Origin of the sequence: Acaryochloris sp. CCMEE 5410 (assembly GCF_000238775.2) — a bacterium.
Lineage (GTDB): Bacteria > Cyanobacteriota > Cyanobacteriia > Thermosynechococcales > Thermosynechococcaceae > Acaryochloris.
Genome location: NZ_AFEJ02000001.1, coordinates 2,390,339 through 2,404,207, shown reverse-complemented (window position 1 = coordinate 2,404,207; position 13,869 = coordinate 2,390,339). Strand labels below are relative to the sequence as shown.

Sequence of the window (13,869 nt, the reverse complement as noted above, 5' to 3'; positions counted from 1 at the left end):
TAGACCTGCTCATGGAGCATGACGGTTAACCATCGTCATTAGTTTCCGCATCATTATTCACCTTATTTACGAAGTAGACAGCACATGAAATTCCAAGATATTTATCGATATTTTCAAGAACCACCACCTATCTATCTCAGCAAAGAAGTAGCGGTTTGCTACGTGTTATCTGTGCTGATTGACCATGGTGATTCTTATGGAACAGCATTGATCCAGCTTGTAGAGAATAACCATCCGCTATATCGTTTGTCAGATACGGTATTGTACAGCGCACTCAAATTCTTAGAAGATGAGGGTGTAATCAGAGGCTATTGGCAAAAAGTAGAAGGCCGAGGACGTCCACGCCGCATGTATGAAGTGGCTACAGAGAAATCTGATGAGGCCAGGAAACTGGGGCGCTTGTGGCATCAATTCCTCGGTGAAGAGCAGCTAGTCTCAGGGGCTCAGCAGCTTAGATCTGGTTGAGTATTTTTTAGATCCAATTATTAGTTATCGGCATTAGACCAAAATCTAATGCCGATTTTCTATGAGTAGTTGCGCTGATGTGGCTTTCTTTATTTCAGCTTCAGGATGGTCAGTGTTTTTAGTAAAACGGAGAGGAGAGGATTCGAACCTCCGGAACCCTTACGGGCTCATCTGATTTCAAGTCAGACGCAATCGACCAACTCTGCCACCTCTCCTAATCTATGTTCTTTGGATAGACATCAAAGTCCACTGTCCATCTTAACCTAAGGAGCTCTGAATCTTTGGAGTCTATGACAGATTTTTCGAGGCGCTCGATTCATTTACATTTGTAATCGCGATTGCCACTAAAGTTGGACAACATAACAATCGCCAAAACAAAACGGAATGATAGACGGCATGCCTCCCATTTCTCAAGAAAACATCATCGTAGACTCATCCATGATTCTTGGATTTGATCCAGGGCGACAAAAATGTGGGTTAGCTGTCATGGGGGTAGACCAGACGATTCACTGGCATCAAGTTGTGGTAGCTTCCCGAGTAATTGATTCTATTAATGCTTTGCGCGAAATCTATCCAATCTCCTTATTAGTAATGGGGAATCAGACTACATCGAGAGAATGGTTGCAAGTTTTAAATGACAAGTATGCTCTGACTCTAGACATCGTTCAGGTTGATGAACGTAATAGCACGCTAGAAGCCCGATCCAGATATTGGCAAATTTACCCACCTCAAGGGATTTACCGATTCATTCCCCAGAGTTTACGCAAGATTAATCATCCTATCGATGATATTGTGGCCATTCTTTTAATTGAGCGTTATTTAGAAAATCTCAAGGATATTGATGATTTACAGGCATAAGAAATAGCTTGGGGAATAATATTGTCATATTCAGACTATCCAGTATCCTGACGGTTCACCCATAATCGATAAAGGGTAGGCTGGCAATGATTTATCTACTATTGCTGATTAAATTCTGAGCAAATTTACTTAGGATTAGTATAATCAGGATGACAGCCTAGTCTTTTGCTCCTTGAAGTAGACTGAAAAAGATTAGAACTCTATTTTTTAGAAATTTGACTTTAAGGTCACGTTGTTGACGCAGTATAAACAGGAATGTATCAGGAGATTAGTTAGATATGCCCCAAACTCAGGCTATTTCAGAAATTGACTTCTATAGTGACACCTACAAAGATGCTTACAGTCGTATTGACGGCATTGTGATCGAAGGTGAGCAAGAAGCGCATGAAAACTATATTCGTCTTGGCGAAATGCTGCCTGAGCACCAAGACGACTTTATCCGCCTGTCCAAGATGGAAGCCCGTCATAAGAAAGGGTTTGAAGCCTGTGGCCGCAACTTAAAAGTAACCTGCGATCTAGACTTTGCCCGGCGTTTCTTTTCCGACTTACACAAGAATTTCCAAGATGCTGCATCTGAGGATAAAGTGCCAACTTGCTTAGTGATTCAGTCCTTGATCATTGAGTGTTTTGCGATCGCAGCCTACAACATCTATATCCCTGTTGCCGATGACTTTGCGCGCAAGATTACAGAGTCTGTGGTTAAAGATGAGTATCAACACCTCAATTATGGTGAAGAGTGGCTTAAAGCCCACTTCGATGACGTGAAAGCAGAAATCCAAGAAGCCAATCGTAAAAACCTCCCCATTGTTTGGAGAATGTTAAACGAAGTGGACAAGGATGCAGCTGTTTTAGGAATGGAAAAGGAAGCCCTGGTTGAAGACTTCATGATCCAATATGGTGAAGCTCTCAGCAATATCGGGTTCTCTACAGGAGAGATTATGCGCATGTCTGCCTACGGTCTTGTAGCTGCATAAACATCCCACTACTGCCCCATGGCATGCTGTGCTATTTCAGGGGCAAAACCCAAAAAGAGTCAGGCTTTAAGTCTGGCTCTTTTTGGGTTCAGAGGTGGCAGTTCATCCTAGTTCTAAAGCTCTTCACGTCATGTCCACCACTTTTTCTGGTTCGAAATAACGGTTTGCTGTAATATTAAGTAACATTGTTGTGTACTATTGCAACAGTCTTTTATTTACACATTCGCAGTAAGCCTGTTTGAAACAGCCATGCTTACTCCTTTCTAAAATTTATGTTTGGTCTAATTGGTCATCTAACCAGCTTGCAGCATGCTCAATCCGTCGCTCGAGAACTAGGATATCCAGAGTACGCTGATCAAGGCTTAGATTTTTGGTGTATGGCCCCGCCTCAAATCGTTGATGACATTACGGTTACAAGTATTACGGGGCAAACTATTTACGGTAAATATGTCGAGTCTTGCTTTCTACCAGAAATGCTAGCTTCTCAGCGGATCAAAGCGGCGACTCGTAAAATCGTTAATGCCATGGCTCATGCTCAGAAAAACGGGATTAATATCACTGCTTTAGGTGGCTTTTCTTCCATTATTTTTGAGAATTTTAATTTACAGCGAATTACCCGTATACGGAATATTCAACTAGACTTACAGCGTTTTACGACTGGAAATACTCACACGGCCTACATTATTTGCCGTCAAGTGGAGCAAGGCGCTCAAAAGCTAGGAATTGACCTCAACAAAGCCACCGTCGCTGTTTGTGGTGCCACAGGCGATATTGGTAGTGCTGTATGTCGCTGGCTAGATGCCCGCACAGACACAGCTGAATTACTCTTAGTTGCCCGTCATCAAGGCCGCCTGGAAACCTTACAGTCTGAGCTGGGGCGAGGCAAAATCATGTCGATTGAAGAGGCTTTACCCCAAGCAGATATTGTTGTGTGGGTTGCCAGTATGCCTAAGGGCATTGAGATTGATGCCGAAAATTTAAAGCATCCTTGCCTTATGATTGATGGCGGCTATCCGAAGAACTTAGGGACAAAAATTCAGCATCCTGATGTTCATATTCTCAATGGTGGTATCGTCGAGCATTCTCTAGATATCGATTGGAAAATCATGCATATCGTCAACATGAATATTCCCAATCGTCAGTTATTTGCCTGTTTTGCCGAATCCATGCTCCTAGAATTTGAGCAGCTCCACACGAATTTTTCGTGGGGACGCAACGAAATTACGGTTGCCAAGATGGAAAAAATTGGTGAAATCTCTCTCAAACATGGCTTTAAACCCTTGGCGCTCGCTATCTAAGCTAGTCATAGAAACCATTTTGGAACTGGCCTAAACGTGTTTAACGAGTCAAGGCTGAGAGTGTTGTTTCTATTCAGAAGCTCGTTGAATAGGTATTGTTGTGGTGAAGTAAAGCACTGCCTATGGTGAGTAAAACGACGATCGGCAGCCAGCCTGCTATGCTAGCTGACCAGATGCCTGCATCTCCCAAGGTCTGACAGATAAACGAGAAGGTATAGTAACCAAAAATTAGCAGGCTACTTAACCCAAAGCCCAATGAACCTTGCTTTGAGGTTGACTGGCATCCTAATGATGATCCCATCAGCGTAAATCCCACTCCGATCCAAGGAAAAGCCATCAGTGCATGCCAGCGCACTTGCAAACGTTGCAGTGTTTGTAAATTTCCTGACTGTTTTATCTGCTGTATCAGTGCCTGAGTTTCATGCAAGCTGATAGGTTGATGTGCAACTTCGGCTAATTCTTGGGGACTGATCTGATGAAAGGGGTACCCTTTAAAGGGAACAACTTGTTGGTATAACCCTGAGACTGGATCGATGGTATATCGCGTCCCCTGGGATAATATCCATTGTTGGTGCGTGCTGTCCCAGATAGCTTGTTTGGCTAGCCAGATGTGATGTAGGTGACGATTTTGAAACTGCAAAATCGTCAATTGATGAAGTGCTTCACCATCAAAAGCGCGGGCATGGAACAGTTGAGTGAGTCGCTGATGGTGGTAGGTTTGATGCACAATATTTTGGCGAGGAATCGCTGCAATCTGACTCACAGTGTGCTGCGCTTGCAGCCGATTGACTGCTGCCGTTGCTGGAGGAACGATCCACTCGTTAAGTGTGAGGGTGGAAACAGCGACAATCAAGCTAAAACAAAGGGCGGGTCGGACGACACGGTAAACGCTTGTCCCACAAGCTTTAAGAGCTATGAACTCGTTCTTTCGGGCTAATTGGCTGTAGGTGAGTAAAGGGGCTAGGAGCATCGACATGGGTAGGGCGAGTACCATAAAGCGAGGGAGCTGTAACACCAAAACTTGTAATGCATCAGCACTGGATAAGGTCCCTTCTGTTAAACGCCGTAGGGTATCAAACAGAGCACCAATACTAAAGCTAATGGTTGTAAAGGCACCAAAGGCAAAGACCCAGGGCATCCAAAATGCTCGCAGAATAAAGCGATCTAAGCGAGAAATTCGGAGTTTTCTGAGTTTCCTAGACCGTTTAATCTGAGCCAGAGCCATGGGATTCGGATAGGACCTGGATACTAATTGTCTCAGAAGGGTTAGAGCCAGATGCACTTAGTTCTACCTCTAAAACATCGCTATAGAGACGCTCTAGTGCTTGTAATAGCGATTGTAAATGGGGGGTACTGGCGCCAGATGCATTATGCAGTTTGTCCGTTAGTCGGCGCAGTCGGCGCCAGGTGGTATAGAGTTTAGCCACCATATGCTCTAGTTGGGAGGCCTGGTTGACTAAGTCTGCGGTGATATTGAGACAGCCTAGCCGGAGTGCTTCCTCTAGACTGGATTCTAGATCAATGGATTGTTCGGTGAGGGCTTGAACATTGCCAAACGCCTCTAAATATTTGGCGAGTTGTTTGGCTTCGGCTGTGGCTTGTTTGAGGGTATCTAGATCGGGGCTAGCGGCAAGCTCAGATTGAATAGTATTCTGGTGGGCTTCTGGTAATTTTTCCAGTTCCTTAACGAGTGGCGCTACATGGCGAATGGGAATAGTTTGGTTGGCCGCCTTGGTTTTAATTTCAGCTGGAACCAAATCTGATGTCATAGTTGTCCACTCATCCGAGAGCTGTTGAACTTCTCGAGTGGTGATTCGCTCCCCTTGGCGGGCTGTTTCACTCACTAATTCTTGGATCTCGGGAGCAGACTGGGCTGTTTTAATGAAGGCTCGCTTACTAAAGTTATTGATGGAGTCAGGCTCTAAATGTCCGGCATCTAAGAGGGTATCAGCACTATTGGCCAATTCTATCCAGCTATAGGCTTGACTCTTGCTAATTTCGTTGTTTTGTAACCAGTTGAGAAAGCCACCACCTCGACCTTCGCCCGTATTTTTTTCGCGATCGCGAATTGCTCGCAAAATTCGACCTCGCCAAATATCAGTCTGTAAGTCAAACCGATCACAAACCTCCCAGGCTGCCCCAACCTGCTGCTGAAAATCAAATTCAGAGATATCTTCATCGTCTGGATCAGGGACTTGTAAGGTAAATTCTCCATTGCTGATGGGTGCGGATGTATCTTGCACATCCTCTGTTGTCGAGCGTTTGACCATAACCACCGTTACCTCGTTGCCGACCCATTATGCCATGGGTTATTCCTTGCCGTTCGGTCAGATTTCTCTTGCTGTAGAGGCTGTGAATGTTGATCTAAGAGTGTTGAACACTCAAGAATTGTGTTCTCACAATTTTGACTTGTGTTAAGAACCCCATAGAAGGATCACGAGATAGGGTGAATCCCTTCACAATGGAGATGACACCAGTAAAAATTGCGATCCAAAATAAAGGAGCCATGGGGTATGGCATATGTCGGTGAACTTGGTGTAGGCTCCACCATTTATCTCGAGAATCAAGATAGCCAAACAATCATTACTGCTGTTGCAGCCTCACTTGGCCAGCAGCAACAAACGAGTCACAGCTTCTCAACGGGACATTGGACCACCTCTCCAGAGCTATTTCGGAGTCTGCAAGGATATATTATCCGAATCGAGACCGCTCAAGAGACCTATGTTCTCTTAGTGCAAAATCATCAGATTCGCCCCATTGAAGCGATGCCTCCTCGGCATACCCTCGAAAGTGTACCGCTTCAACAAATTGTGCAAACTCCCACGCCTTCTATGCCCTCTATGCCGCCCTTACAGCCCTTGACCATGGGGAATATGGTGATGGGTATGCAACCTATGCAGATGCATATGGGAAATATGCATCTCAGTATGGGAACAACGACGACAGTGACTCAGGCATCACAGACTAATTTTTGTAGTCAATGTGGGATGGCTGTAGCTGCTACCGATCAATTCTGTGCCAATTGCGGTCATCGGCTTCATTAAGGCTTGCTGCATCCATTCCCATTAGCCCGTTGGGTTCTGAATGCCAAAGTAATCCTATTGTTCTGACAAGGGCAGCAATTCAGATCTCTCTCAAGAAAAAGCAGGAACTCCTTTGCTCATTGCAACTGATATTCACGTGTGTCTCCACCCCAAAGTGAGTCGTTTTCACATCATGATATGAAAACGACTTATTGATGCAGAAATTGAATGGCTTGCATGGATTTAATTAGACAGATTTGGTTTTTGAAATATAGAGAGTAATACAGGCCCTAACAACGAATGATGAGCATTACAGATCAGGCCAGCATTTGCTGCTAGTGTCTTGCGCTGCTGCGGACTATAAAAATACATCGGACCGCCCAAACCCGCAATATTGTGCTGAGTGCCTAATTCTAAGAAGGTTGTGTAATCGACTAAATGAAACTGACCACCGGGTTTGAGGACACGTCCAATTTCTAAGAATACCTGTTGTGGATCCGGATAATGTAAGAAGCTGATGGTACTAAAAGCAGCCCGGAATTGATTATCTGCAAAAGGCATGGCTTCACTAGCCCCTTGCACAAAAATTAAGCGAGGGCGGTGCCTGTTCCGTTGGCGAGCCTGCCGTAGCATTTCTGGGGATAGATCCAGTCCTGTTCCCTGTAATTGAGGGAATTGAGAAGCTAAGCGGTTGAGGAGCTTACCTGTACCACAACCGATATCTAGGACAGCAGCGGGTGAATCCTGAGGCAAATTGACATAGCTCAACAGACGTTGGTGAACGGCTTGATAAAACACCGTAGTGAACAACCAGTCGTAATTGGGAGCCCACTGATCGAATACTCGGGTTTTGGCGGCTAGAACATTCGCTGTCATTGTTTGATTAGGCTTTATCTATGGTCATACTAGCAAGGGCAATCGATGCACCGTTATTTTTTTAGGAAAGTCGGAGATAAAGGTTGACAGTTTGGGGAAGCAAACTGCTAAGATATTCGAGCCTGAAAAAATTACTGTCGCATTGGGGCGTCGCCAAGTGGTAAGGCACCTGGTTTTGGTCCAGGCATTCGGAGGTTCGAATCCTTCCGCCCCAGTTTGTTTGAAAACGCTAGCAGTTGAGGCAAAAGTGAGTACTTTGCCTGGGGAATGCTGACGGCATGATCACTCTAAAGCCATGAGCTTATCCTTACCCCAGACTTTAGCCCTTGATTTTGATGGTATTCTTTGCAATGGTTTGCGAGAATATTTCCTCACCACTTGGCGAGCTTATAGCAGAATTTGGCCGACTTCAACGTCAGAGCCTGCTTCAGAGTTAGCAGAACATTTCTATCACCTGCGCCCTGTGATTGAGACAGGTTGGGAAATGCCTGTCCTACTGCGCGCCATTTTGAAAGGGTTTTCTGAAGCACAGGTGTTAGCAGACTGGTACTCAATTCGTGATCGCATCGTTGCCGATGAAGATCTGGATCGAAAAAGCTTGGTCCAACAGGTCGATGGGGTGCGTGATCACTGGATTGCTTCAGATCTAGAGAACTGGTTGGCCTTACATGAGTTTTATCCTGGGGTGGTTTCTGTCCTCCAGACCCTCAGTCAAGACATTGAAGTCATTATTATCAGTACCAAAGAAAGTCGATTTATTTATACCTTGCTTCAAGATGCGGGTGTGAAGGTGTCTCGTGATCGCATCTATGGCAAAGACTGCCGTCGCCCCAAGTACGAGACCTTAAGATTGCTGATCCCAGAAGTGGCGGGACCCATCTGGTTTGTGGAAGATCGGATCGCTGCCCTAGAGGAGGTGAAAGAACAACCTGATTTGGCAGAGATTGGCTTGTTTCTAGGGACATGGGGATACAATACGGCGCGCGATCGCAAACGTGCCCAGCAGGATCAACGCATTCATGCCCTAGACCTAGAGCAGTTTTGCCACCCCTTAAGCCAATGGGTTACTGCGAGATAAAGAGAGCATTTCTAGGCAGGTATCAAGGCTAAGACAACACCGACCAGCCCTGCTAGGACCAGCACTAAACTGCTTAAAGATGCAAGAGCAAAGCCTGGCCCTCGTTTCTCGGCGGCCTGATAATATCCCCAAGCATAAAGAGCACGTCCAACCACCCAGAGTATGCCTAATCCCGATCCCCATAGCGGGTTGAGATACAAACAAAAGATCCATAGAGCCGGCAAGAAAAAAATTAGCTGCTCCAGCATATTTTGCTGGACTCGTAACACCCGCTCAAAATCAGGATTGCCAGACATTTGAGGGGCTGGAATGCCATATTTTGCTCGGGCACGCCCCACATTAATGGTGACCACAAAATATAGTAATAACGCAAGCAAGCTGACTAACGCTGGCCAAGGTGACATCAACAATACTCCTCTGTTTGATTAGGTTTAGGCAATTTGTAGGGTTTCAGATTCAGAATGGCGATAGGTTCGTCTTGGGAAGAAAAAAGACGCAATCTTGGCAAGGCCCATCCGGGTTAATCGCACATCGCAATAAAGCTGAATGTGCATTGTACTCGCAATTCTCATTGCCAATGCTACCCATTGTATTGATAGCGCTAAGAGCGGGCTGCACATACAAAGCAATATGGTGGAGTTGATAATGATTCGCTTGAAGTTGATAGCGATGTCGCCGTTCTAAGACTGTATACTGCTGGCCCGCCACTTCTAATTGCGCGCCAGGTTGGGGACTATCTGCTAAATAGAGATGGCCCAAGGACTGAGGCGGATGATAAAGGTGAATCTCAGTGAGAATATGGTGTGACTTCATACTCAGCTTCAGGCTGTATATTGATGTTACGTTACACGTTCTCTCACCGCGACTCAAGGGGAATACTAACCGCGACCTTGCCTATTTGCTTCATGATCTTGATAAGTAGACTAAAGGTCAACGATCACCCAGTACTTTAGCCATTCAAGGATAATAAAAGATGGTAGAGTAGCTAGTCCCTCTGCGTAGGTGGACGCTGTGTTCAATGAATTTTGTATGACTTGGATACTTAGAGCTAAAGCTTTCATATTGACCAAGGTCAAGATAGAAGCCAGTTTCCATAGTCTTGAAGGACTAGTTTAGGACCTCATCCTCGACAACGAGATAAAACCGCCATTGAGTGGCCTCATCGTTTGCTTCTGAGATCTGGATTGTCCCTTTGAAATGTGGATAACAAGGATCCTAAACGGTCTCTCTCTTTTGGGCATCCACAGGAATTCATCTGAATTCTCTACACTGAAGATAGGTCATGAGTTAGAGATCTGCTTTCTAGTGGTCCTAAAAGCTTGTAAGAGATTTTGGCTATGTTCCTTCTTCCAATACTTGCAAGGTAATGGAGATTCCGATTTATATAGTGGGCAGCAACCCAAGTTTTGAGGTGACGGGACCAGTTCTCGCCTAATCGTGTAAAGATTTAGGTTGCATTATTGGAGGTCATTTTCTATCATGCAAATGAAATTTAAAAATCCTTGATAAAGTATAAAATTAAGATCATTTCACGAAAAAATTTACAATTTCTTCAATTTTTGATTATGCTGAGGTGGATTCAAGAAGCTCTAACTTCTCTTTAGAATGGGCTTTAAGTTTAGACAAGTGGGTGGGAAAGATGAAATTATCCTTGTTTATAATCTTTACAAGCCTGTTTTAATGCTGAAGAAAACCTTCTGACTCAATCATTGTTAACCGATGCGCTTGCACCTCTTTAATATTGTCCATACTGAGCAGTTTGCATGAAAACCCGGATACTTGTTATTGATGATGATCCTGCGATCGCAGAATTGGTTGCGATCAACCTGGAAATGGCAGGCTACGATGTAGCCCAAGCAACTGACGGGATTAAAGGGCAAGCGTTGGCTGTCCAGCTACTGCCAGATCTGATTATCTTAGACCTGATGCTCCCCAAAGTGGATGGTTTTACCATTTGTCAGCGGTTACGGCGTGACCAGCGGACTGCCGATATCCCCATTCTGATGCTTACGGCTCTCAGTCAGACCCAAGATAAGGTCGAAGGATTTAATGCTGGGGCTGATGACTATCTCACCAAGCCCTTTGAACTAGAAGAGATGCTGGCCCGAGTTCGTGCCCTGCTGCGACGAACGGATCGCATCCCGCAAGCGGCCCGCCATAGTGAAATCCTCAGCTATGGACCCTTGACTCTGGTGCCTGAGCGGTTTGAAGTGCTATGGGTCGATAAAGTGATTAAGCTGACTCGTTTGGAGTTTGAGCTGCTGCACTGCCTACTTCAACGTCATGGCCAAACCGTCTCGCCCAGTGAGATTCTCCAGGAAGTTTGGGGTTATGATCCAAATGATGACATTGAAACCATTCGGGTTCATGTTCGTCATTTGCGCACCAAACTAGAGCCTGATCCCCGCCATCCTCAGTACATCAAAACGGTCTATGGGGCGGGATATTGCCTAGAGCTGCCTCACACGGCAGAGGCAGAGAATGCTGAAGCCACGAATGAGGAAAACCAAGCTTCTGTCACTTAAGAGGAAGATTCACTCGGTTCAGTCACTGCTTCTTCTGGTAAAAAGTCCTCAGATATGACTGCTTCAACAGCTGCCTCAGGCAGTAAGCTTGTGTCGCTAATGGGAAAGCGATTCATGAGCTGCTCTGCGCGTCTGGCATTTTTCTTTAGCTCTTCAGATAGATAGGGGACGTAGGGAATTTGCGACAGTAAGTCTACCGTGCGCCGCAAAATACGAACTAAATCGCCTGCATCTAGGCTAGTAGCATCGCAGAGATCGTTCCAACTGATGCCCAAGGCCCATTGCTCGACTAAACCAACTAATTCAGTATCTAAACAAACGGGAAAAGGAGCGTCATAACGGTGTTGAGTTTGAATCAGTTGACGTCGTATAGGGCGTAAGGGTTTGACTGCTTGTTGAACGGCCGCGCTAGGACGAAACTTGAGCCATACATCAGGACGGGTATTGTCCACGACCAAGGCAGCACAAACCGCAGCGAGAATATGAGGATCGAGGGCATTAAGCGCTTGCGACTGGCATGCTAGTCCCAACCAGAGTTCGTTTTCTCCTCTGAAGGCTGCGGTGATTTGACCTAGTTCTGTGGGCCTCAAATCCTCTAGCCCACGAAATTTCTGGAGGATCTCTACCAATGCCATAAAAGCTTGCCACTGATGTTGAAATTGGCGATTAAATTTCGTTTCTCGATCGTGAAGCTGTCTTTCTAGGGTTGTTACCCGCCGCTGCCACCTGGCAAACTTACTGTGATCCTGACGAGAAGCATGGGCAGGATGCTGCTGCATTTGAGACTCTACCGCTTGTAACCGCTGCTGTTGGTGGGTTACTTCTGGCGCGGGCTGCCAAGTGCTGTCTGGAATCTGTTGCGCAACCTGAAGGCTAGTGGCATCGCCTTGTTGAGATTGCCCTTTTTTGGTTAAGGATGGCGGGACGGTGAGTTGTGGGGCTTGCGCGAGGCGATCTAACTGCCCGTCCAAATGCATCACATCCCCCCGAGAAATAATGAACCAGTGGTTATTTTGACTCAGGCATACCAGATAAGGAAAATGGCCAGGACTGGGGATGTTGGCAACAAAAACACCAGAAACCGGCATTTTCGATTTAGGCGGAGTGAAGCTCAATATTGCCCCTGATTCAATATGGTCAAGTAGTAAGGCGAGTTCGCTAGCCAGCGTTTCTTGGGCTTGCTGATCCAAAATCTTGAGCAAACGACGTTCCTCTTTAAGGCGCTGCTGTAATTTTTGGTAGCTTTTTAAAGCACCTTCGTTGATGGTGCCGAGTTTTTGCCGCAATAGGGTCAACTCTTGCTGCAGATCTGCGATCGCTTGTTTCTGAGGTGACAGTTGTACGCTGGCAATATATTGACCGAAGCTTTGATCGATTAATCTTTTCGACTCATCTAGGGTTCGGGTTTGCAGCAGGTTCAGCACCATGCCGTAGCTGGGTGTGAACTGGCTGACCAATGGATCTGGCCCTATTGTCGCCAGGTAGGCTGCTTCTTTGGCTCCCTCAAACGGCGTCTGTACCGTAATCACATAGCCTTGAGTATCCATGCCTCGTCGTCCTGCTCGACCGGCCATTTGCAGGACTTCAGAGGCAGTGAGTAACCGATGGCCTAAATCTGTGCGCTTGGATAAACTGGCGATTACGGTGGTGCGAGCAGGCATATTGATCCCTGCCGCCAGGGTTTCTGTTGCAAATACGACTTTGATTAATCCCGCCTGAAAGAGTTCCTCCACCCAAGTTTTCCACTGGGGAAGCAAGCCCGCATGATGAGCCGCGATGCCATGGGCGATCGCAGCAAACTGCTGGGGCTGTCCCACATCGGGATGCTGCTGTCGAAACGTCTCAATCTGTATCTGCATTTGTGCGGATTCCGCAGGGGTTAGAAGATTGAGGTGGGCGGTGGATTCGACGGTGCGATCGCAACCCTTGCGACTAAAAATAAAATAAATGGCCGGCAGCATCTCCCGCTCTCGCAAGTGCTGCAACACTGCAATCACATCTGGACTATCGGCACGACGCTGATGCCGATGACCATGATGTTTTTTCGCCTGGGCTTTTAATCTGGGGTTGAGAGCTGTGTGCTTTTGATTCAAAAGTGGGAATAGTCCCTTCGCATTTGCGAAGAAAAAGGCCAAAGGGACCGGACGCCAATCAGATTCAATCAGTTGAGTGGGACCATGTACCCAGCTCATCCAATCCACGAGTTGTTGCGCATTCGCAACCGTTGCCGATAGGGCGATGAGTTGGATTTCAGCAGGGCAATAAATAATAGATTCTTCCCACACCGTCCCTCGCTGACGATCATTCATATAGTGACATTCATCTAAAATGACCGATGTCACCCCCTCTAAAGAGGTATTCACCACATCCGTCAACGTGCCATAGAGGATATTGCGGAAGATTTCCGTTGTCATCACCAAAATGGGAGCTGCTCGATTCACCGAAAGATCCCCTGTCAAGAGCCCCACCGACTGGTCCCCAAACATGTGCTGAAAATCTCTTAGCTTTTGGTTTGAGAGTGCTTTCAGGGGGGTGGTATAAAAAACGCGCTGCCCCTGCTGTAAGGCTCGATAGATGGCATATTCACCCACCATAGTTTTGCCTGAACCAGTTGGTGCTGATACAACTACCGATTGATTGGCATCTAAAGCATTGACGGCTTGTTGCTGAAACTCATCAAGCTGGTACGGGAATAACTGCTGAAATTCAGGTACTGAAATGGGCATGCCCGCTCACTCGCTAAGACCAACATTAGGAATAACTCCCTGAGCT

13 protein-coding genes and 2 tRNA genes are annotated in these 13,869 nt (G+C 46.2%); 8 read left to right on the top strand and 7 right to left on the bottom strand.

What is annotated here, in order from left to right; all coding sequences use genetic code 11:
* Positions 1 to 84 precede the first annotated feature (84 nt).
* Complete coding sequence (locus ON05_RS10845; protein WP_010474947.1) at positions 85 to 465, top strand: PadR family transcriptional regulator; 381 nt, start codon at positions 85 to 87, stop codon at positions 463 to 465.
* 127 nt (positions 466 to 592) lie between these two features.
* On the opposite strand, the gene ON05_RS10840 is transcribed toward ON05_RS10845, so the two are convergent.
* Positions 593 to 680, bottom strand: a tRNA-Ser gene (locus ON05_RS10840).
* 181 nt (positions 681 to 861) lie between these two features.
* Here ON05_RS10840 and ON05_RS10835 point away from each other — a divergent pair.
* From ON05_RS10835 to ON05_RS10825, 3 genes are all read left to right on the top strand, one after another.
* The gene (locus ON05_RS10835; protein WP_010474946.1) at positions 862 to 1,323 is read left to right on the top strand and encodes a Holliday junction resolvase RuvX; all 462 of its coding nucleotides are present in this window, start codon (positions 862 to 864) and stop codon (positions 1,321 to 1,323) included.
* Positions 1,324 to 1,601: 278 nt separating this feature from the next.
* A complete protein-coding gene (locus ON05_RS10830) occupies positions 1,602 to 2,297 on the top strand; it encodes an aldehyde oxygenase (deformylating) (protein WP_010474945.1) in 696 nt (231 codons plus the stop codon).
* A gap of 272 nt (positions 2,298 to 2,569) precedes the next feature.
* Complete coding sequence (locus ON05_RS10825) at positions 2,570 to 3,595, top strand: long-chain acyl-[acyl-carrier-protein] reductase (protein WP_010474944.1); 1,026 nt, start codon at positions 2,570 to 2,572, stop codon at positions 3,593 to 3,595.
* A gap of 73 nt (positions 3,596 to 3,668) precedes the next feature.
* On the opposite strand, the gene ON05_RS10820 is transcribed toward ON05_RS10825, so the two are convergent.
* Both ON05_RS10820 and ON05_RS10815 read right to left on the bottom strand, forming a co-directional pair.
* On the bottom strand, positions 3,669 to 4,820 hold the full coding sequence (locus tag ON05_RS10820) for an LptF/LptG family permease (RefSeq protein WP_010474943.1): 1,152 nt from the start codon (positions 4,818 to 4,820) through the stop codon (positions 3,669 to 3,671).
* Positions 4,801 to 5,865, bottom strand: coding sequence for a hypothetical protein (locus ON05_RS10815; protein ID WP_010474942.1), 1,065 nt, complete (start codon positions 5,863 to 5,865; stop codon positions 4,801 to 4,803). Before ON05_RS10815 ends, ON05_RS10820 begins: the two co-directional genes overlap by 20 nt.
* Before the next feature lie 243 nt (positions 5,866 to 6,108).
* Here ON05_RS10815 and ON05_RS10810 point away from each other — a divergent pair, with 243 nt between their 5' ends.
* Positions 6,109 to 6,639, top strand: a complete 531-nt coding sequence (locus ON05_RS10810; RefSeq protein ID WP_010474940.1) for a zinc ribbon domain-containing protein — start codon at positions 6,109 to 6,111, stop codon at positions 6,637 to 6,639.
* Between the two features lie 222 nt (positions 6,640 to 6,861).
* On the opposite strand, the gene ON05_RS10805 is transcribed toward ON05_RS10810, so the two are convergent.
* Positions 6,862 to 7,494 carry a class I SAM-dependent methyltransferase gene (locus ON05_RS10805; protein ID WP_010474939.1) on the bottom strand — a complete coding sequence of 211 codons (633 nt, stop codon included), beginning with the start codon at positions 7,492 to 7,494 and terminating at the stop codon, positions 6,862 to 6,864.
* A 143-nt stretch (positions 7,495 to 7,637) separates the two neighbouring features.
* Here ON05_RS10805 and ON05_RS10800 point away from each other — a divergent pair.
* Both ON05_RS10800 and ON05_RS10795 read left to right on the top strand, forming a co-directional pair.
* Positions 7,638 to 7,709 (top strand) — tRNA-Gln (locus ON05_RS10800).
* Positions 7,710 to 7,789: 80 nt separating this feature from the next.
* Entirely contained in the window at positions 7,790 to 8,572 is a 783-nt protein-coding gene (locus ON05_RS10795) for an HAD family hydrolase (RefSeq protein WP_010474936.1), read from the top strand.
* An 11-nt stretch (positions 8,573 to 8,583) separates the two neighbouring features.
* On the opposite strand, the gene ON05_RS10790 is transcribed toward ON05_RS10795, so the two are convergent.
* Together ON05_RS10790 and ON05_RS10785 are read right to left on the bottom strand one after the other, a co-directional pair.
* Complete coding sequence (locus ON05_RS10790) at positions 8,584 to 8,976, bottom strand: MAPEG family protein (RefSeq protein WP_010474934.1); 393 nt, start codon at positions 8,974 to 8,976, stop codon at positions 8,584 to 8,586.
* A gap of 52 nt (positions 8,977 to 9,028) precedes the next feature.
* Positions 9,029 to 9,385: a DUF6464 family protein gene (locus tag ON05_RS10785; protein WP_010474931.1), complete on the bottom strand. Its 357-nt coding sequence runs from the start codon at positions 9,383 to 9,385 to the stop codon at positions 9,029 to 9,031.
* A 950-nt stretch (positions 9,386 to 10,335) separates the two neighbouring features.
* Here ON05_RS10785 and ON05_RS10780 point away from each other — a divergent pair.
* Positions 10,336 to 11,097, top strand: a complete 762-nt coding sequence (locus ON05_RS10780) for a response regulator transcription factor (RefSeq protein ID WP_010474929.1) — start codon at positions 10,336 to 10,338, stop codon at positions 11,095 to 11,097.
* Here the strand turns inward: ON05_RS10780 and ON05_RS10775 are convergent.
* The gene (locus ON05_RS10775) at positions 11,094 to 13,823 is read right to left on the bottom strand and encodes an RNA helicase (protein WP_010474927.1); all 2,730 of its coding nucleotides are present in this window, start codon (positions 13,821 to 13,823) and stop codon (positions 11,094 to 11,096) included. The genes ON05_RS10780 and ON05_RS10775 overlap by 4 nt on opposite strands.
* Positions 13,824 to 13,869: the final 46 nt, after the last annotated feature.

Coding starts and splice junctions, on each gene's coding strand:
- ON05_RS10845 (WP_010474947.1), top strand. CDS start 85: ATGAAATTCCAAGATATTTATCGATATTTTCAAGAACCACCACCTATC.
- ON05_RS10775 (WP_010474927.1), bottom strand. CDS start 13,823: ATGCCCATTTCAGTACCTGAATTTCAGCAGTTATTCCCGTACCAGCTT.
- ON05_RS10810 (WP_010474940.1), top strand. CDS start 6,109: ATGGCATATGTCGGTGAACTTGGTGTAGGCTCCACCATTTATCTCGAG.
- ON05_RS10830 (WP_010474945.1), top strand. CDS start 1,602: ATGCCCCAAACTCAGGCTATTTCAGAAATTGACTTCTATAGTGACACC.
- ON05_RS10795 (WP_010474936.1), top strand. CDS start 7,790: ATGAGCTTATCCTTACCCCAGACTTTAGCCCTTGATTTTGATGGTATT.
- ON05_RS10790 (WP_010474934.1), bottom strand. CDS start 8,976: ATGTCACCTTGGCCAGCGTTAGTCAGCTTGCTTGCGTTATTACTATAT.
- ON05_RS10825 (WP_010474944.1), top strand. CDS start 2,570: ATGTTTGGTCTAATTGGTCATCTAACCAGCTTGCAGCATGCTCAATCC.
- ON05_RS10805 (WP_010474939.1), bottom strand. CDS start 7,494: ATGACAGCGAATGTTCTAGCCGCCAAAACCCGAGTATTCGATCAGTGG.
- ON05_RS10785 (WP_010474931.1), bottom strand. CDS start 9,385: ATGAAGTCACACCATATTCTCACTGAGATTCACCTTTATCATCCGCCT.
- ON05_RS10820 (WP_010474943.1), bottom strand. CDS start 4,820: ATGGCTCTGGCTCAGATTAAACGGTCTAGGAAACTCAGAAAACTCCGA.
- ON05_RS10780 (WP_010474929.1), top strand. CDS start 10,336: ATGAAAACCCGGATACTTGTTATTGATGATGATCCTGCGATCGCAGAA.
- ON05_RS10835 (WP_010474946.1), top strand. CDS start 862: ATGCCTCCCATTTCTCAAGAAAACATCATCGTAGACTCATCCATGATT.
- ON05_RS10815 (WP_010474942.1), bottom strand. CDS start 5,865: ATGGTCAAACGCTCGACAACAGAGGATGTGCAAGATACATCCGCACCC.